Origin of the sequence: Flavobacterium tyrosinilyticum, assembly GCF_023656565.1 — a bacterium.
Classification (GTDB): Bacteria; Bacteroidota; Bacteroidia; order Flavobacteriales; family Flavobacteriaceae; genus Flavobacterium; species Flavobacterium tyrosinilyticum.
In genome coordinates this window covers 391,936-412,127 of sequence record NZ_JAMOKG010000003.1, presented here as the reverse complement: position 1 = coordinate 412,127, position 20,192 = coordinate 391,936, and the positions used below count along the sequence as shown (strand labels likewise).

The window sequence follows — 20,192 nt, the reverse complement described above, 5'->3', positions numbered from 1 at the left end:
TCTTTTTCGTTTGAACTATTAAAAAGAGAAGAAAATTATTAAACACATAGAAACATAGTATTTGCAAGCCTGTAAAAAGGCGTTTCACTAAATAACAATACACATAGCGATGTTTTAAAGCTTGCTTTTTTGTAATCTCAAGCAAAAGTGATAAAAATCTATGTTTCTATGTGTTAAAAATAAAATGACTCAATACATAATTTTTAGAATCGAAAAGTATCAAATAAATGAAAAATATCAATTTTCTAGCATTTGCCATGCCGGCCTTTTTTCTTTTTTTGTTTTTGGAATATAAGCTTGCTCAACGCAGAAAAAAGCCTGAAATTTTTAACTATGAAAGTTCTGTTTCCAATATTTCCATCGGAATTGCAGAGCGTTTGATTAACTTATTTGTTGCAGCCAGTTTTTATCAGCTGTATTATTTAATTTATGATGATTATAGACTTTTTGATATTCCGAGTAATGCCTTGGTTTGGTTTGCCCTAATTCTTGCAACCGATTTTGTCTGGTATTGGTATCATCGTTTAGGCCATGAAGTCAATTTTTTCTGGGCAGCGCATATTGTACATCATCACAGCGAAGAGTTTAATTTTACTGCGGCAGCGAGAATTACTACTTTTCAGGCTATAATTCGAACGGGATTTTGGTGCGTTTTGCCATTTGTTGGTTTTCATCCCAGTATGGTGATTACCATGCTTATTGTTCATGGCGCTTATTCTTTCTTTACCCATACACAGCTTATTGGCAAAATAAAATGGCTGGAATATGTTTTTGTAACCCCTTCTGTTCACGGAGTTCATCATGCTTCTGACGAAAAGTATTTGGACAAAAATTACGGTGATATGTTTACCTTTTGGGATCGTCTTTTTGGAACTTTCCAAACCGAAGAAGAAAAACCAAAATATGGATTGACGCATCCGCTAAAAAGCTATAGTTTCTTGTGGCAGCATTTTCATTATTACTTCGAAATTTACGAATTATGGAAGCGCTCGAGCGGATTCAAAGCGAGATGGAATGCTGTCTTCGGAAGCCCAGCCGATATGGATCAGGATATTCGTCCGATTCTAGAAAAGCGTTTTTTGCAGGATAAAGCAGCTCCTAACCAGAGACTTCGATTTAAAAATTATCTTTATATACAATTAGGAATCTGCACTTTGATTCTAACGGTTTTTACCTATTATTTTGATTATTTAGAATTGTATGATAAAGTGTTTGTGCTTTCTTTGGTAATTATCACTTTAATCAATTGTGGTGCTTTATTAGAACAGCGAAAATGGATTTATTATCTAGAATATACTCGTCTGGCGATGATTTCGACTTACTTTTTATATGAAGAAGGTTTGCTGGTATTTTTCTTTGTTCCAATTGCTGTAATGATTTTTGCAGAGCAATTGTTTTCATTGAGTAGGATTTATCAGAATACAATTTTGCAGTTGGAATCCGCAGAATAATTTTTTTTCTGCCACGAATTCACGAATTTTTTTTATTATCTATTCGTGTAATTATTGCGCACAAATTTCACGTATCATTTTCAATAAAAATTCGTGAATTCGTGGCTAAAAAAAACTTAGCATCTCAGCAACTTAGATGGTCTTAATCTCCATAATTTTCTGCTCAAAAGTATCTTTAAAATCAGATTTGCTTTTAATTCTGGTTTTGTATGTATAAATTGTAGCTACAGAAAGTTCTAAGAATTCTGCCATTTGACTGCTGTCTTGAATACCCAATCTGTACAAAGCAAAAATTCGCAATTCGGTATTTAAAAGCTCACCTTTTTTGACAATGCATTTATGATCGTTTGGGAATAAATTATTGAAATCTGTTACGAACGTTGGGAACAATTTCAAGAAGATTTCATCGAACTGATGAAACAGATTTTCGCGCTCTTCCTTTACGTTATAACGCTTTAAACTAGCAATAACTTCATCTGTTTTTTTGGTAATGATTTTATGCAGCGTACTTTTCTGAATATGGTCTATTTTATTAATGAAAGCCGAAGTTGCTTTGATAAAATAGGTAATATATTCTTCTTTGATGGCATTGGCTTCGCTTAAACTCACATTCATTTCCTGCAATTGCAGGTACGAATCGGCCATAATTTTTCTTGCTTTATTCTTTTCTTTTAATTGTTTGAAAATGATGCCGAGGAAAATGAAAATGATAACGGTAAGAATCGTCAAGAGAATAATAATCTTCTCCAGTTTATCATTTTTATCCTTTACATTATTCAGCTGCGCTTTTTCTATAATAGGCAAAATTGACGAAATCTCAATCTTTCGATGTCTTGCATTATAAAAAGTAGCATCATCCATTGCAATGTTGATGTATTCGTTTGCCTTATCCAAATAGCCCATTTTAAAAAGTTCATTGGCCAAATTTCGGAGCGCAACGGTTTCTTTCGTAGCATTTTTTACATCGGCAATTGCGGCAAGAGCTAAATATTGAATCGCTTTTTTGGTATAACCCCGTTCGGAATAAATATATCCGAGACTCGAAGTGGCAATTCCGTAATAATCAGGAGGCAGATTGTAGTTGTTGATCCAGTAGCTGAAAGCAAATTCGGCTCCGCGCCAGTCTTGCTGTTTCAAGCGTTTCAAGCTTTCTGCAGCCCAATATTCATTGGTATTCGTTCCAATTAATTCTAAAGCTTTCTTTAAGAAATGATTTCCTTGCTGTACATAATGAATATTAAAACGCTGATCACGATTGTAATCGGCTAGATCATAATAAGCACGAGCTTTAATGTTATAGTATTCAAATTTATTTCTTTGATCCAGTTTAGTGTCATCAATAACATTTAGCGTGTCAATCGCTTCTTTAAAAAGCCCAGAAGATAAAAGCACAAAACCTTCCTTGATTCTACTTTTAGATAAATACTTCGGATCTTTTAGGATTTTGGCTTTGATTTTAGATTGCTCTAAATAGTAATAGGCAGAGTCATATTTAAAAGATTTGTATTCATCAAACAAAGACATATAACAATTATACAATTCTTCATTATTCTGACTAAGCGTAAACTTAGATACGTTTTTCTTTAAAGCTTCTATTTTTCGATATTTCTGTTTCAGGTAAATCTCTTTTTTCAAGAGAACCTGATCTAATTCTTCTAAATAAGGATTCGTCTCTTTCGCAGTAAGAGAAAAACCTCCTAAGAAGAAAAGCAGCATCAATATTCTTTGCATGATTGGGTTTTGGTTTAGGGAAAAGTGGGTTGATAGATATAGTTAGTTAATTCGATTTAAAATTAAGAATAAGTTGGAGATTAAGCTAAACCTGTTTTTCAAGAATCTGGTAAAATGTTTAATAACATAGCTTTAAAAGGTGATTTTCGGAGTGAAAATAAGCTGTAAATGTTAAAAAAAAGCAATTTATTTGCAATTATACAATAAAAACTGGTTATATATGTACATAGTGAAAAAAATATGCTGATTATTTTACATATTGTCATTTTTACCATATAAAAACAGCTAATTTTTATCTAAACAGCGTCTTGATTTTTCACTCTTGTAAAAATGTGTAAAATATTGATTATTAGCAATTTAATGTTTTTTATGTTTGAATTTCATCTTGATTTTTTTCAGATTTTTTTTTTAGGATTTATTTAACGTCTAGTTTCGCTGTATCCTTTTGAAGGGGATAACAAACTAACGAAAACCAAAAATTTATGAAATGTAAAAGTCTTTATTGGCTAGCTTTTATGATGTGTTTATTTGCTATTGGATGCGATAACACAGATGACGGAAGCTATGTAGAACCGATTACCCTTTATGAAAAAGTAAATGGAAATTGGGGATTAACAAATCTGAAAATGGTTGATGAAGTTGCGAAAGCAAATAAGATCGAACCAAATGAAGAAAACTTGAGTACTTATTTCAACTACGAAGATTTTAAAATCAAATTTAACGTAGATGGAAATAACAATCCTACAAGTTATGAAGTAACTGGAGACGTTCCTCCATTATTTGCTCCTAAAGGGTATTGGGCACTTAGCTCAGCGTTTCAATCGACTACTGGTGTTGGAACAAAAATCTATCTGTATAGCGACGCACAGAAAACGCAAAAAACAGATGAACTTAGATTGATTTCAGTTCCAGGTAAAAGCAAAGAAATGCAGATTCAATTGGCGCATTCTTCTGGTGGTGTAGATTTCGTGTCTTATGTGTTTAAATTAAATGCTATTAATTAAAAAGTAATATGAAAAAGTTTATATATACAATTTTACTTGCCTTGTTGATGGCTCCTAATTTTATTCAAGCACAAGAAGCTGCTGGAGCTGTAGGTCCAATATCATCATTTCCTGTTGTTTACAAGTATGATGAACAAGTTACTTGGTATTTTGATATGTCGGCATCGACATTTGCTGAAACAGAAGATTTGTACATCTGGATCTGGTCTCCATCTGAACCAGATGCTGGACATTGGGAAAATTCTTCGGACTTTGCAAAACTGAAATATGAAGGGAACAAAATCTGGAGTTTTACGCTAACTCCAACGCTTTATTTTTCTAAAACTCCAGAAGAAATAGCGAAGAGTGATGGATTCTGGTTTCGCTTGAAAAACAAAAACGGATCTAAACAAAGTGATGTTGCCAATGTGGCTTATATTGATTTTTCATCTTTCTATACTTCAGGTGAATTATTTAGATCATATCCATCAAAACCATTAATCGATAAACCGGTAAGTATTGTTTTTAATGCAAATCTTAATCCTGCATTTGCTGGCACTCCAAGTGTACATATGCATGGTGGTTTGAATGACTGGGCTATTCAGCAAATGTATGAAGCTGCAAAGCCAGAAATTGCCGAAAAAACAAAATTAAAAGATTTAGGTAACGGTTTTTATAAAATGGATTTTGTTCCTAAACAGTATTTCAATGCTCCAGATGATTTTGTAATGGAAAAGATAAATTTTCTGATGGTAGCAGAGAATTGGACAGCAAATTCTGGAGATCAGGTTATTTACGCAGGAGAATTTGTTCCGCCGCCACCGCCAAGTTTTGCTTTCTTTCCATCGCAAATCAGTCAAAAAGATTTTCTTGGAATGTCTAGAAAAAATAATGAAGCAGGTGTAAACAAATTAATCTACACAATTACAGCTGGTACAAAAACAATTTCGGGTGAGTTTACTGGAGGAACTGCAGAAATTAAAGGTTTTGTCAATTTAGTTTCAGAACTTAATGGAGTTCCAAGCTTAAGCGAGATCCATGTTTTGGTAAAAGACAATAAAGACAAAACGATTTCGGATACGACTATTCCGCTAAAAACTTTAGATAAATAATCACTATTAAATTAAAACACCAATTCTAATGAATAGTAAAAATACAAAAAGCGTCCTGCATCAAATGTGGACTGCTAAGGCAGCGGTATTGATGATTTTTATGCTTTTTCTTACTGCCAATTCTTTCGCGCAGACGAAAAAGATATCAGGAACTGTTTATGACAATACAGGGAATGTATTGCCAGGAGCTTCTATCATTGAAGTAGGAACTAAAAACGGAACTACAACAGATTTTGATGGTAAATTTAGCCTGAATGTAGCCGTAGGAAGTGCAATCGAAGTTTCGTTTATCGGCTCGACAACACAAAAAGTTCAGATTACAGCCAATACTTCTAATTACGAAGTGCGACTGCAAAATGACGGATATGCATTGGCAGAAGTGCAAGTAGTTTCTGTAGGTTACGGAAAAGTGAAAAAATCAGATTTGACTGGAGCAATTTCTACAGTTGGAGCAGATGAATTGCTAAAAGGAACTATTGGTTCTACAGAGCAGGTTTTGCAAGGAAAAGTGGCGGGATTAAGCATTATTCGTCCTTCTGGAGATCCAGCTGCAGCTTCTACAATTCGTCTTCGTGGAGGAACTTCTTTAACAGCAAGTAACAGTCCGTTAATTGTAGTAGATGGTATTGCGGGAGTTGATATCAACGTCGTTCAACCTTCAGATATTAAATCGGTTGATGTTCTTAAAGATGCTTCGGCAACAGCAATTTACGGTTCTCGAGGAGCAAACGGAGTAATCATGATTACTACAAAATCGGGAACAAAAGGTGTTTCTGTTGTTTACAATGGACAAACGGGTATCGGTTATGTAAATAATAACTTAGATCTTCTTTCGGCAAATCAGTGGAGAGGATATGTACGCCAGAATCAAATTGCAGATGCAGTAGATTATGGTGGAAATACAAATTGGCAAAAAGCAATCGAGCAGACTTCGATTTCTCAATCGCACACGTTAAGCATTAATTCTGGTAAAGCAGACAGCGGTTTTAGAACTTCACTTTCGTACTTAAATAATGAAGGAGTTATTAAAAAATCTGGATTAGAAAGATTAAGCGGTAATGTTAGCGCTTACCAATTTCTTGGAGACAACAAAGAAGTGAAATTTGATATGGGATTATTTGCAAATATTGACAAATGGCATCCAATAGATTACAGAATTTTTGAAAGAGCTTATAACTTAAATCCAACGATTCCAGTTTACGATTCAGAAGGAAATTTCAGTGCAGTAGTAGGAAATATTTATCAGAATCCAGTTGAGATTTTAACAAACAGAACTTTTGATAATGAAAGACACAGACTTTTAGGGTACTTTAAAACAGATGTGAAATTCTTGAATGACTTTACTGCTACAGCAAATATTTCGCTTGAGCACAATGCAGTAAAAGCAGGTACTTACAAACCATCTTATGCGGTTATGGAAGGACAGACAGAAGGCGGTTTTGCACAAAGAACCTATGCAGAATATACAAATGCACAAGGAGAGCTATATGTAAATTACAGCAAAGTTATAGACAAACATAACATTGGCGCTTTGGCTGGATATTCTTATCTAGAAAATATCTATCAAGGTTTTGGAGCACAAAGAGGTGGTTTTGTTACAGATGCTTTTAGTTATAATAATTTAGGTGCGGGTTACAACTATCGTTTAACCGACGTGTATTCATACAAAGGAAAATCGAACCTAGTGTCTTTTTATGCTCGTGCTAATTACGGTTACGATGGTAAATATTTATTGACAGCGACCGTAAGACGTGATGGTTCAAGCCGTTTTGGAGAAAACAATAAGTGGGGAACTTTTCCATCTGCTTCTGCAGCGTGGAGAATTTCTAACGAAGAATTTATGGAATCTTCAAAAGGTTGGTTAGACAATTTAAAATTGAGAGTTGGTTATGGAGTTACAGGAAATCAAGATGGAATTGGGGAGTATAAATCACTTTCTATTTTAGGAGTTGGAAGCGACAGTTACTATGATCCGGTTACTAAAACTTGGAGTTTGGCTTATTCTCCAAAACAAAATCCAAATCCTGATTTGAAATGGGAATCTACAGAGCAAATTAACGTTGGTTTTGATTTCGGACTTTTCAATAGAATTACAGGATCTTTTGAATATTATTCTAAAAAAACAAAAGATTTATTATACACTTACGAAGTGCCTCAGCCGCCTTATTTAGTAGGAACAATGTTGGCTAACGTGGGCGAAATGTCAAACAAGGGGGTAGAGTTAACTCTGAATGCAGACATCATTAAAGGGGATAAATTCAACTGGAATGCTAATTTGACACTTGGACATAACGTTCAAAAAATTGAAAAACTTTCTAACCCAACGTATAAAACAGACGTGATCTACAGCGGATCTCTTCATGGTTTGGCAGGTATGTCTGGACAATATTCTCAAATTATTGCAGAAGGTTATCCAGTTGGAACTTTCTGGGGATTCAAAAATGCTGGTTTAGATGCCGATGGAAAAATTCAATACTACAATGCTGCTAATGAAGTAGTCGCTGAAAGTGCTTTGGTTGATGCTGATAAAAGAGATCTAGGAAATATTCAGCCAGATTTAACTTTAGGTATCGGAATGAATTTTACTTATGGAAACTTTGATCTTGGATTTTCTGGATACGGAATGTTTGGACAAAAAGCATTAAATGCGACCAACATGATGTTAAATGACCCGAACAGATTGCCAGCTTTTAATGTGCCAGATTCTTTCTTGAGCAGCGGTATTACTTCGTCTCCAAAATATTCAGATTACTGGATCGAAGATGCTTCTTTCTTCAGACTTCAGACCTTGACTTTTGGTTATACTTTACCATTGAAATACAAAAAATCGAAATTTAGAATGTATGTAATGGGCGAAAACTTATTTGTAATTACAGGCTACAAAGGTGTAGATCCAGAGATTGGTTTAAATGCTCAGGACGGAATTAATCAGACTGGAGTAATGGATCAAACTGGTTTGGCAGCTCCTGGAATTGACAGATACAATAATTATCCTCGACCAACTACAATTTCTGTTGGATTAAATTTTACGCTGAATAACTAAGTGAATTGATAACCATAAAATAGTAACAATGAAAATCAAAATAACAGCAGCAATACTTTTAAGCATGCTTTTTACGGTATCCTGTACTGATTTGGACGAACAGTTGTATGATCAGGTAGAAGATGGAAATTTCGGAAATACAACCAAAGAGATTGATGCTCTGGTAGGTGGAGCTTATTCTTCGTTAAGAGGATTCTCTGATGCAATCTCAAATAATTTTCCAACTTGTGAGTATGTTTTCTTTTTGAATGAAGTAGTTTCAGATGAAGCAACAATTCCGACAAGAGGTACAAACTGGTACGATGGCGGACAATATCAAGACGCGCAAAAGCATACTTGGAAATCGGATAACCGAATGATTCTTTCGGCTTGGCGTTACAATTATACTGGAATTGCTAAGATTAATGCTATCATTTATCAAATCGATAAATCATCTCTTAGTGATAAATCAAAAGAACCAATTTATGCAGAATTAAAAGCGCTTAGAGCATATTACTACTATAATCTTTTAGATTTATTCGGAAATGTGCCAATTGTAACCGATTTTGAAGATACAGCTCTTCCAACCAATTCAACAAGAAAAGAGGTGTATGATTTTGTTGAAAAAGAATTGACAGACGCTATTCCACATTTAAATCCAAATGCGGTGTATTCTAAAATGACTAGAAATGTTGCGTATTCTATTTTGGCTAGATTGTATCTTAATTCAGAAGCGTTTATCGGTCAGCCACGTTGGCAAGATTGTATCAATATGTGCCAAAAGGTTACTGGATACAGTTTAACACCAGATTTCTTTTCGAATTTCGTGACAGAAAATCAAACTTCTACAGAAATTATTTTCGCTATTCCTTACGATTCAAAAGCTGGAACAGTTGGAAACTACATGAATTCAATGTCTTGTCATTATAATCAAAAATTAGCTATTTCTGCCATTCCAAACAATTATCCTTGGAGTGCAAACGGAATGTGCGCGCAGCCTGGAGTTTATTCTGCATTTGCAGACACAGACAAGAGAAAAAAATGTATGCTAGAGGGCGATCAGATTAATCTTGCGACAGGAACTGTAATTATGATGGATAATGGAGAACCGCTTACTTATACAGAGAACCTAACAAGTCTGGAAGATGCAAAAGAAAATGAAGGAGTTCGTTTGCATAAATACGAAATGAAAGCAGGAGAGCAGTGGGAGCGTGATCACGATTTTGTATTGATTCGTTATGCAGAAATCTTAATGATGCAAGCAGAATGTTACGTTCGTTTAGGTTCGCCAGATTTAGCAAGACCATTTGTACAGCAAGTAGCATCTCGCGCAGGTGAAGAATTGCCAGCAATAATAGACCTTGCATTTATAAATCAAGAATTGTTGAAAGAATTTACATTCGAAGGAAGAAGAAGAACAGACAATATTCGTTTTGGAACATTCTTCGAACCATGGTGGTCAAAAGGGACAACAGAGAAATATAGAGCAATTTTTCCAATTCCAAGTACTGTTTTAACCACAAACAAAAACCTTAAACAAAATCCTGGGTATCCAAATTAGGTTACTAGAATGTCAGTCTTCCATGTTGGTTAGTCGTGGAAGGCTGACATGTTTTTAATTTTTTTAGTAACAGATTCTAAAGATTAGAAACTGAATTAGAGGATTAAAAAAGATTTTGTTTCACGCAGATTCTGCAGATTAAAGCAGATTTGATTTTAAATGTAAAAAAAATAATCTGCGCATATCTGCTTAAATCTTTTTAAATCTGCGTGAAATAAATTAATCACAATAAAATCCTTTTTAATCTTTTAATCTGTGGCAAAATATAAAAATAACAAACAGTACATCAATATGAAAAGATATATCACATCGTTGGTTTTTGGTTTGATGAGCATTGCGATGGTTGCCGGTTGCAGCAGCGATGACAAAGGCTCAGACAAACCCGTAGAACCAGAGAAAACAGACCCTGTTGCGATTGAGAAAACCAACAGCACTAAAATTTATATGCATTACATGCCGTGGTTTGAAACCAACGAAAGTAGTGCCGATAAAAAATGGGGATATCATTGGACAATGGCCAATAAAAATCCGAACAACGTAGGAGCAAACGGAAGAAGAGAAATTGCATCGTACTATTATCCGCTGATTGGACCTTATCACTCAGGCGATAAAAATGTGATCGAAAATCATTTATTGTTGATGAAATATTCAGGAATTGATGGAATTCTTATTGATTGGTACGGCACTTACGATGTAAACGATTACGGAATGATCAAAGAGAATACAGATCAATTAATCGAAATGCTTGATAAAGTAGGTTTAGAATATGCTATTGTATACGAAGACCGATTTTTGACCAATGTGGTTAATGCAGGAAAAGCAATTTCGGTAACCGGTGCAGCAAAAACAGATTTGGCTTATGTAGAAAAGAATTATTTTTCTGATGCCAATTATATCAAGATCAATGGTAAACCGCTGTTAATGAATTTTGGACCAATTGTGCTACAGACCCCCGCTGAATGGGCAAACGTCTTTAATACTTTAACAGCAAAACCCACTTTCTTGACACTTTGGGACCACTCTTCAATGGCAGGAGAAAATGCTTCTGGCGAATATGCGTGGGTATACAAAGACAATAGTTACTTAACTAATTTTTACACCAATACCAAACCAAAATTGGGTGTTGCAATGGGTAGCGCTTATCCTGGTTTTAAAGATTTTTACGCTCAAGGCGGAGGCGGAGCAGCGATTGGATGGACGATTGAACATAAGAATGGAGCAACATTGGATGAAACTCTTGCCTTAGCTAAAAATGCCAATGTAAATTATCTGCAGCTGATTACATGGAATGATTTCGGAGAAGGAACCATGATTGAGCCAACAGTTGAATTTGGATATTCTTTCATCGAAAAAATCAAAGCTTTTGCTGGAGTAAAAAATACAGAAAGCGTATTTCCAGAGATCAGCAAATTGTATGATTTACGCGTACAGAAAAAAGGAAATGTCGAAGCCCAGAAAAAACTCGATCAGGTGTTTAATTATTTTGTTTCTATGCAGCCTGCAAAAGCAAAACAAACATTAAGCGAAATAAAATAGAGCTGTAATTAATACAATTTAAATAATGAAAAACAGAAAATATAGATACTGTCTAATAGCTTTTGCCACAATGCTCGTTATGGCTTGCAGTACTAAAAAAACGTATAAAATCAGTTCTCCTGAAAAGATTTCTGAATTAACTTTTGAATTAACGCCTTCTGGACAGCCTCAATATAGTTTTTCTTCTAACGGAAAATCGGTTATTGAGCCATCTCTTATGGGATTTGAATTTCAAGGTTTAGCTAAAATGACAGATGGATTTGAAGTCGTTTCGACCGAAGAAAAATCGGCAGATGAAACTTGGGAACAGCCTTGGGGCGAATTCAAAAAAGTTAGAGATCATCATAACGAACTGATCGTTCATTTAAAAGAAGCAAAAGGCGAGGAGCGTTTAGTCGATATTATTTTTAGAGTTTTTGATGATGGAGTAGGATTTCGTTATGAATTTCCAAAACAGCCTCATTTAGGAAAAGTGAAAATCTCTAACGAAGTAACACAATTTACTTTTAAAGATAATAATGAAGTTTGGTGGATTCCAGTTCATCGTGAAAATAGTTATTACGAAAGTGAATACCGTAAAACGTTAATGAGTAAAACAGATACTATTAATACTCCAGCAACTTTCGAAACCAAAGACAAATTATATGTTGCTATTCACGAAGCCAACTTAACAGATTTTGCCTCAATGACACTTTTAAAAACGACAGACAAGCAATATAAAAGTGATTTGGTGCCATGGGCAGATGGTGTAAAAGTATATGCAGAAACACCATTTAAAACACCTTGGAGAACTATTGTGGTTGGGAAGAATCCTGGACAAGTAGCAACTTCGACCATTATGCTGAATCTTAATGAGCCTTCAAAAATTGAAGATTTATCTTGGATCACGCCTTCAAAATACATTGGAATCTGGTGGGGAATGCACTTAGAAAAATATACTTGGGGACAAGGCCCAAAACACGGTGCAACAACCAAAAACACAAAAGAATATATTGATTTTGCTGCGAAAAATGGTTTTGACGGAGTTTTGGTTGAAGGATGGAATGAAGGTTGGGATGGTGACTGGACTGCAGATGGTTCTGCATTTAGTTTTGTAAAAGCGTATCCAGATTTTAATTTGGAAGAAATTACCAAATACGCTGCTGTAAAAAATGTTCGTTTAATAGGGCATCACGAAACGGCTGGTGCTACTAAAAACTATGAGAACCAGTTAGAAGAGGCTTTCAAACTGTATCAAAAAATGGGAGTAAATTCGGTTAAAACAGGTTACGTAAATAAATATTTGGATAAAAAAGAATGGCACGACAGTCAGTACGGAGCACGTCATTACAGAAAAGTAATCGAAACGGCGGCTAAATATCATATCATGATCGATAACCACGAACCAATGAAAGGAACGGGGTTACAGCGTACGTATCCAAACTTTATGTCGCAAGAAGGCGGACGTGGACAAGAATATAATGCATGGTCTGTAGATGGAGGAAATACGCCAGAGCATTTAACGACTTTGCCTTTTACCAGAATGCTTTCTGGACCGTTTGATTACACACCAGGAAATTTCAATTTTGATTACAAAACGCCATCTGGAGCAAAAGTGCAGACGACTTTGGCCAATCAATTGGCCTTGTACGTGATTATTTTCAGTCCGTTGCAAATGGCATCTGATTTACCTGAAAACTATGAAGGCAAACCAGAATTTCAATTCGTAAAAGATGTGCCTTGCACTTGGTCGGATACTAAAGTTTTGGATTCTAAAATTGGAGAATATACTACAATTGCCCGTAAAGATTGGGACGAGAAAAATTGGTATTTGGGTTCGATCACAAATAGAAATGCACGAGACCTAAAAGTAACGCTTTCATTTTTAGACAAAAACAAAGAATACGAAGCAGAAATCTACGCAGATGGAGAAGGAGCAAATTATAAAACCAATCCGTATCCAGTTACAATCTCTAAACAAAAAGTAAACAGCAAAACTGTTTTAAATATCAAATTGGCAGCTGGAGGAGGAACAGCAGTAAAATTCACTCCAATCGAAAAATAGTTTTTTAAGATTCTAAGCTTCTAAGATTCTAAATTTATAAAGTTTTATTTTGAGTTAAGTAAGTTTAAGTTTGGTAATAAACCCGATAGCTGGAGAGTTGTCGGGTTTATTTTTTTTGTTTCAAGTTTCAGGTTTCAAGTTTGAGTAACTTTGAGTGTAATTTTACCGCAAAGAACGCAAAGAATTACGCAAAGTTCGCTAAGATTTTTTAGAGTCATTAAAATGAAAAAGTTCGCAAAGCTTGTTTTGATAAAGCTTTGCGAACTTATTTTTTACGCTTTTTAGATTCTCAATAAAAGCTTCTTTGCGAACTTTGCGTAATTCTTTGCGCTCTTTGCGGTTAAAAAAACTCAGAACCTTTATCTAGTAACTTTAACATGCTTACCGAAAGTGTAAACCGCTGTTATAGTTGGTCCGTTATATCCCCATTTTAAGAAACCGTTTAATCGGTCTTGAATCGTATCTATTCTAAAGTTCAAACCAGTATAACCTGCAGTAAGGCTAAAGTTATCTACAACATTATATAAAACCGATAAATTGTAGCTTATGATTCGTCCATCGGTTTCATCAATTTTTACGGCAAGATAATTAACGTTGGCATACAAACCCCAGCGTTTTCCGAGAACAAATTCGCCCCAAATTCCAACGTCTGGCAGTGGCGCAGTAAAATCAAAAGTATCACGATATTCTACACTTTGCGTATTAGCTTCTAATTTTAATCCTAAATCTGCGAAAAGAACATGCGCCCCAATCAATAAACCAGCTTGATATTTAGGTTTAGATAAAATAGCATACCCATAAGCAATTCTAGCAATCTGTACGTTAAAAGTACCTTGAACCCTTCCGTCCAATGGGTAAGTATGATCTCCGAAATTAATATCTCTTTGCAACGTTTTTGTTGCAGTTCTGTCTAATACAAAATATTCAAAACCTAGTCGAGACCTTTTGGATATGCGCCAATCAAATGTCCCTAAAAAGGATACAGTCGATTTAGAAAACCCTAAATCATTTTCAAGATCAATCTCAGTTCCTATATTTCCGTTGTTGCCTTCAACTTTAACTTGAGTATTATTTACAGGAAAAAAAGCTCCGGCAGTAACTTTAAAGCGTCTATTGTGCCAGGGCAGATCATCCACAGTACTATCTTGAAAGTCGTCTTTTTCAGTTTTAAAAGTTGTTAAGCTATCCTCTTTACTGGCTTCAGCAACAGTTTGAGCGTTTAACGGAATCCAAAGGAGCATCATTACCAAAAAAATAAATAATTGTTTCATCAGATTAATTTTTAAGTTTTTATTAGGCAATATTTAACATTTAAAGTTAGTAAAAATAATCGTTCATTTTTCTTTTTTTAACCGAATTATTTTAGTGAATTAATTGTATATCAATAAAATAAGGATTTATTTTTAAAATAGTTGACATGTCAATCTTTTTTGTAATTTTGCATCATGGAAAAAAAACATGCCGATAAAGAAAGTTTTTCAAATTTTTGGAAAGAAGAAATATCAGATAGTTTCTTCTTTCAGATTCATCGTATCAAACGTGCAATTTTCAGGCGTACCAATGCGTTGATGAATGAAGCCGGAATCACATTACAGCTAGAACAGTTGCCATTGTTGATGATTTTGCATCATAAAAGTCTTTCGCAGAGAGAATTGTCAGATAAAACAATGCGCGACAAATCGTCTATATTAAGAAGTATATCAGCATTAGAAAAAAAGAATCTTGTTGAGGTGGTAAAAGATAAAATAGATAAACGTAAAAACATTGTAAGTCTCACTGATGAAGGAATTTCGCTAGCAAAAAGCATTCGCTTGCTGATGAAAAGGGCAGAAGAAGAAGTAATGTCTGTTTTTTCTCCAAAAGAAAGAATTGAAGCGTTGAACGCGGTACGATCTTATGCAGACAAGCTAGAAACTCTTTAATTTTTTTTGAACTTTAAAAGTTGACATGTCAACTGATTTTTGAATAATTATTTTGAATAAATGAAAAAAAATGAATTATTAGAAGGACCAATCCTTTCTTCATTATTAAAATTAGCCGTTCCGATTATGATTGCTAATTTATTGCAAGCTGCATATCAGTTAGTAGATGCTTTTTGGGTTGGACGTCTGGGCGGAGATGCCGTTGCGGCGGTCTCGATAAGTACGCCAGTAATATTTTTAACCATTGCTTTAGGAACTGGATTGGCTATTGCGGGTTCTATTTTAATTGCACAATATTTTGGAGCAGGAAATCAGAAAATGGTCAACCACGTGGCAGCACAGACTTTGTCGATGGTGATTATCGTATCTGTTTTCTTGTCGATTATAGGCTATATTTTGAGTCCGTATTTTTTATATCTACTCAAGGTTGAGCCTGCAGTTTATGTTGATGCGTTAGGATTTATGCGTGTCGCGTTTGTAGGTTTGGTTTTTAGTTTCGGATTTATGATTTTCCAATCGATTATGCGTGGAGTTGGACGTGTAACACTTCCTGTTTATATTGTTTTAGGAACCGTTATCTTAAATTTTGCCTTAGATCCGCTGTTTATTTACGGATGGAAATTTATTCCAGCTATGGGCGTAAAAGGTGCGGCTTTGGCCACTTTATTTACACAGCTTCTGGCTATTATTATCGGATTTGCAATTTTGTTTAGGGGAAAACACGGTATCCATCTTCGCATTGCCGATTTTAAGCCTGATTATAAACATATCAAAAGAGCGTTTGAAATTGGTTTTCCGTCTTCAATTGAGCAGTCAATGCGTGCTTTAGGAATGATGGCGATCACATTTTTGATTGTTCGTTTTGGTACCTTAACTGTTGCTTCTTATGGTGCAGGTTCCAACTTGATTCAGCTTATTTTAATTCCCGCTTTGGGTTTATCCATGGCGATTGCAACTCTTGTCGGGCAAAATATTGGAGCTGGAAATGTTGAGCGAGCAGCCGAAATTTCAAAACTAGGAGCCTATCTGGGTTTCGGATTATTGACTGGTCTGGGAATCATTGCTTTTATTTTTGCGCCGTATCTAATCGCCTTTTTTGTTCCGAATGATCAAGCTGTTATTGAAGGTGGAACGGAGCTATTGAGAATTACTTGTCTCTCTTGGGGATTTTTAGGCATACAGCTTTGTTTAACGGGTGTTTTTCGAGCTGTTGGAAATACCAAATTGCCTATGATTCTAACTTTGGTTTCGCAATGGGTAATTCAGTTTCCGCTGGCTTTTATTTTGTCTCATAATACTTCTTTAGGTAAAATTGGAATCTGGTGGGCTTTCCCAATCGCTTCTGTTGTGACGGCTTTAATTACTGTTGTCATATACATAAAAGGCGATTGGAAGAAAGAAAGACTTACGGGTAAAACCAATAAACTGATTGACAAAGTGGAAAGCGAAATAGTAAAGGAAGGGTTTGATATTTCTAAGTAAAGGTTCTGAGATGCTAAGATACTAAGGTTCTAAGGTTTTTTTCTAGCAAAATCAAATTCTGTTATACTGTAGAGATGCACTGCAGTGCATCTAACCAAAGATTGGCAGATTAAGGATAATCTGTGTTTTAGACGCACTGCAGTGCGTCTCTACGGAAATTCTTTGGCGATTAGCAAAATCAGATTTCTGTATCAGAACTTCTTTTTACAAAATATAGATACCTATAAAACCTTTGTCTCTTTGCAACTTTGTCTCTTTGTAACCAAAAATTGGCAGAAATTCATTGTCCATAGGGTTTATTGTGGCTAAATGTTTCAGAAAGTTGTTTTGAAACCGTGATTGCGTGAGGGATGGGAATAAGCTGCCGAAGCAGCATGGACAGCCCGACAGCATTATAAAAAAAGGGCGAATATGCGTTGCTATTATTTGCCCTTTTTTTATAATGGTGGCACGCCCAGATTTTCTGTTTTATCTTATTTTCAATAAAAAGAGAGTTCAATAGCAATGTCAAAAATCAATGACAATGGCAAAATTCAATGTCAAAATTCAATGTGAATGACAAAATTCAATAATTAATTTAAAAAATTAAAAATTGCTATTGTTATTGATTTTCGACATTGACATTTACATTGATTTTTGAAATTGTAATTGCCATTGATATTGTTAAACTCTATGATAATCTGCTTTCCAGTGTACGATTGCTTTTTTGATTGCATCGCCTGTCAAGCTATTTTTTAAAGTGTCTTCAACAAGCGGGACTAATTCGTTATCGGGTGCAAAACGTAAGGCAAAAATCTGATCGTCTGTAAGTTTGTATTCAAATTCTTCGAATCTTTTGCCTGTTAAGGTAAAATAGCGATAGCGCATTTCTAAACGCACAATTCTGTTTTGCAGTGTCAATGCATAATGTTGGCGCAGCATATAAGCGAGTGCAAAAAGAAACACAAAAGCCACGCTAATAAATATCCATATTAAATGATCTTCTGTCGTAACGGCCAAATAAATACTGGTTGCCAAGAATAAAATTAAAATGGGATAATATATAAAATGATGCGGTGTATAAAACCGTATATGATTATAATAGGTCTGAATTTTCATGTTTTTATCTTTTAATGGTAGCCTATAAAAACAAAACTACTCTATATTTCTATAGAGTAGCTTTTTCCCAAAAATAAACTAACATAACCAATGTTCTCTTTATAGACTAAACTTTTTACAGTTTGCTTTGTCAATTTTAATAAGAAGAAAGCCTTTCCATTTCGTTCATTAAATCTTCACTATGGCTTATTTTTCTTTGATGTAAAATTAGATCGAGAGTGGATGGTTTTTGTTATACTTTAAACAGAAAAAGTTACATGATTTCAATATTTGCATTTTAATTGTATAAAATGCAGGTCTTTATAATAAGGTTTTAATGATGTTCCATTGGTGTAATTTATCTTGAAAAGTCTTGCCAGCATTGGCCGGACTAGTTGATGGAAGTGTGAATGTTCTGTATTCTTTTGTTAAGTGAACATATTTTTTAAAAAACGCGGCTGCTTTTTGTCCATTAAAAAGAATACTTTCTATGTGAGGATGTGTTGACAAGAAATCTTCAAAGTCATTTGCTATTTCGTTTTTAATTGCACTGTCCAAACTTCCAACTCGATCGCAAAATTGTAAGACATCCCAAAGTGCAATATTGTTTTTGACTAATAACTTTTTTCGCGTTTCGTAATCATTTGAAAACTCTTCTCCTAGAATCTGAAACATAAACTTCCAAAAGTTATTCTGATTATGACCATAATACTGATTTAGCTCTAAAGATTTTGTTCCAGGCATTGTGCCTAAAATAAGAATTTTAGAAGAGGGAGAACTAATAGGGGCAAAGGAAAAACTTTTCATGCTGGATAAATAGATATGTTAAAATAAACATTTATAAGGAATTATAAAACAAAACCAAAAAATTATATAACATTTTTGGCGTGTCTTTAAACGAACTTTGAATTTCAGATTTCTAGAAAATAATCTTTTTAGCAAATTATAATTTTAAATCCGGCAAACCATGAAAATAGTTACTATAAATACAGAAAAAACTCAAAATATATTTGATGAACTTCAGACTAGTTTTGGCGGAAAAGTGAATTTTGATTTAGACGAATATGCACTTGAAGTAGAAAACAGTTTTGCAGAAGGTTCTATTATTGGAGCTTCCTTTAATGATAATATCTCCTATGTGCAGTTTGATATGACATTTTCGGCAGATGTGAGATTGGATTTTTTAAACGTAAAATCGTCGCCTATTTATTTTGCTTATTGTTCTAAAGGAAACCTTTCGCATAGTTTTGGATTAAATGGTGAGGAAAGAAAATTAAAAACTTTTCAGACCGCAATTGTAACTTCTAAACAAAACCAAGATAATGTTCTCTTTTTTGAAAAAGGTAAAAAAACAAAGCTTACTTTAATTATTGTTGGTACTCAGATTGATGCTGCTAATCAAACTCATTCTTTAAATCAGCAAGTAAAAGATACTTTTTTTGAAAATAATCAAGTAACAGATTTCTTTTACATTGGTTCGTATAATTTGCAGATCGCAGAAAAAATAGAGCAGCTTAACTCCATCACACAAAAAGGAATTGTGAGAAATTTGCTGAAAGAAGGCATCATGAGAATTATTTTGGCAATGGAAATCCAACAGCATTCAGATGATTTGCATGCTTTTGCAAATGAATCAAACGGATTGACTTTAAGAGAAATGGAAGAAATAAAAGAACTGTCAGAGTTTATTAAAACAAGTCCAGAAGAGGCATTTTCTATTAAGGCCTTAAGTAAAAGATCTGGTTTGTCTCCAAATAAACTTCAAGAGGGTTTCAAAATGATTCATAATCGTACAGTAAACGATTACATCACACATATGCGTGTTCTAAAAGCCGAAATTCTAATTAGAACATCTGATTTAAATATTTCAGAAATTGTATACTGCATTGGTTTCACCAGCAGAAGCTATTTCTCTAAAATATTCAAACAAAAATTCAACTGCAGCCCAAAAGAATATAAGTTTAATTTGAATTCGTTGGCTATTACGGCCTAGCGGCCGGAGTTGCTAAGGTTCTGAGATGCTAAGATTCTAAGCTTTTTTTGAGAAAACTTATGTTTCATATCCTTAGCTACTTAGCCTCTCAAAAAAATACTGTCGTTAGCTTAAAAGCATAATATATTTAAGTTGCTAAGTTTCTAAGCGTTTTTAAGGAAAACTTAGAACCTCAGAATCTTAGCAACTTAGCCTCTCAAAAAAATACTGTCGTTAGCTAAAAAGCATAATATATTTTTAAGCTGCTAAGATTCTAAAGTTATTATTGTAAAAAGTTA

At 34.4% G+C, this 20,192-nt stretch carries 14 protein-coding genes; 10 read left to right on the top strand and 4 right to left on the bottom strand.

What is annotated here, in order from left to right:
• Window positions 1–227: 227 nt before the first annotated feature.
• Window positions 228–1,451, top strand: coding sequence for a sterol desaturase family protein (locus tag NCC77_RS16180; RefSeq protein WP_250836526.1), 1,224 nt, complete (start codon window positions 228–230; stop codon window positions 1,449–1,451).
• Between the two features lie 132 nt (window positions 1,452–1,583).
• Here the strand turns inward: NCC77_RS16180 and susR are convergent, their stop codons facing one another.
• The gene (gene susR, locus NCC77_RS16175; protein ID WP_250836525.1) at window positions 1,584–3,182 is read right to left on the bottom strand and encodes a SusR family glycan utilization regulator; all 1,599 of its coding nucleotides are present in this window, start codon (window positions 3,180–3,182) and stop codon (window positions 1,584–1,586) included.
• 482 nt (window positions 3,183–3,664) lie between these two features.
• Here susR and NCC77_RS16170 point away from each other — a divergent pair, with 482 nt between their 5' ends.
• The 6 genes from NCC77_RS16170 (at window position 3,665) to NCC77_RS16145 (ending at window position 13,440) form a co-directional block, all read left to right on the top strand.
• Window positions 3,665–4,186 (top strand): DUF5004 domain-containing protein, encoded by a 522-nt coding sequence (locus NCC77_RS16170; protein WP_095931634.1) that lies wholly within the window; start codon window positions 3,665–3,667, stop codon window positions 4,184–4,186.
• A gap of 8 nt (window positions 4,187–4,194) precedes the next feature.
• Complete coding sequence (locus tag NCC77_RS16165) at window positions 4,195–5,277, top strand: hypothetical protein (protein WP_250836524.1); 1,083 nt, start codon at window positions 4,195–4,197, stop codon at window positions 5,275–5,277.
• A gap of 28 nt (window positions 5,278–5,305) precedes the next feature.
• The gene (locus NCC77_RS16160) at window positions 5,306–8,320 is read left to right on the top strand and encodes a SusC/RagA family TonB-linked outer membrane protein (protein ID WP_250836523.1); all 3,015 of its coding nucleotides are present in this window, start codon (window positions 5,306–5,308) and stop codon (window positions 8,318–8,320) included.
• 28 nt (window positions 8,321–8,348) lie between these two features.
• The gene (locus NCC77_RS16155) at window positions 8,349–9,860 is read left to right on the top strand and encodes a RagB/SusD family nutrient uptake outer membrane protein (RefSeq protein ID WP_250836522.1); all 1,512 of its coding nucleotides are present in this window, start codon (window positions 8,349–8,351) and stop codon (window positions 9,858–9,860) included.
• A gap of 291 nt (window positions 9,861–10,151) precedes the next feature.
• A complete protein-coding gene (locus tag NCC77_RS16150) occupies window positions 10,152–11,396 on the top strand; it encodes a glycoside hydrolase family 99 protein (protein WP_250836521.1) in 1,245 nt (414 codons plus the stop codon).
• 25 nt (window positions 11,397–11,421) lie between these two features.
• Window positions 11,422–13,440, top strand: a complete 2,019-nt coding sequence (locus NCC77_RS16145; RefSeq protein WP_250836520.1) for a glycoside hydrolase family 97 protein — start codon at window positions 11,422–11,424, stop codon at window positions 13,438–13,440.
• Window positions 13,441–13,799: 359 nt separating this feature from the next.
• Here NCC77_RS16145 and NCC77_RS16140 read toward each other — a convergent pair whose 3' ends face one another.
• Window positions 13,800–14,711, bottom strand: coding sequence for a hypothetical protein (locus NCC77_RS16140; protein WP_250836519.1), 912 nt, complete (start codon window positions 14,709–14,711; stop codon window positions 13,800–13,802).
• A 174-nt stretch (window positions 14,712–14,885) separates the two neighbouring features.
• On the opposite strand from NCC77_RS16140, the gene NCC77_RS16135 reads away from it, so the two are divergent.
• Together NCC77_RS16135 and NCC77_RS16130 are read left to right on the top strand one after the other, a co-directional pair.
• The gene (locus NCC77_RS16135) at window positions 14,886–15,362 is read left to right on the top strand and encodes a MarR family winged helix-turn-helix transcriptional regulator (RefSeq protein WP_250836518.1); all 477 of its coding nucleotides are present in this window, start codon (window positions 14,886–14,888) and stop codon (window positions 15,360–15,362) included.
• A 60-nt stretch (window positions 15,363–15,422) separates the two neighbouring features.
• A complete protein-coding gene (locus NCC77_RS16130; protein WP_250836517.1) occupies window positions 15,423–16,844 on the top strand; it encodes an MATE family efflux transporter in 1,422 nt (473 codons plus the stop codon).
• A gap of 663 nt (window positions 16,845–17,507) precedes the next feature.
• On the opposite strand, the gene NCC77_RS16125 is transcribed toward NCC77_RS16130, so the two are convergent.
• The gene (locus NCC77_RS16125; protein WP_250836516.1) at window positions 17,508–17,942 is read right to left on the bottom strand and encodes a DUF6526 family protein; all 435 of its coding nucleotides are present in this window, start codon (window positions 17,940–17,942) and stop codon (window positions 17,508–17,510) included.
• A gap of 300 nt (window positions 17,943–18,242) precedes the next feature.
• On the bottom strand, window positions 18,243–18,728 hold the full coding sequence (locus tag NCC77_RS16120; RefSeq protein ID WP_250836515.1) for a DNA-deoxyinosine glycosylase: 486 nt from the start codon (window positions 18,726–18,728) through the stop codon (window positions 18,243–18,245).
• 160 nt (window positions 18,729–18,888) lie between these two features.
• Here NCC77_RS16120 and NCC77_RS16115 point away from each other — a divergent pair, with 160 nt between their 5' ends.
• On the top strand, window positions 18,889–19,914 hold the full coding sequence (locus NCC77_RS16115; RefSeq protein ID WP_250836514.1) for a helix-turn-helix domain-containing protein: 1,026 nt from the start codon (window positions 18,889–18,891) through the stop codon (window positions 19,912–19,914).
• The last annotated feature ends 278 nt before the right edge of the window (window positions 19,915–20,192 follow it).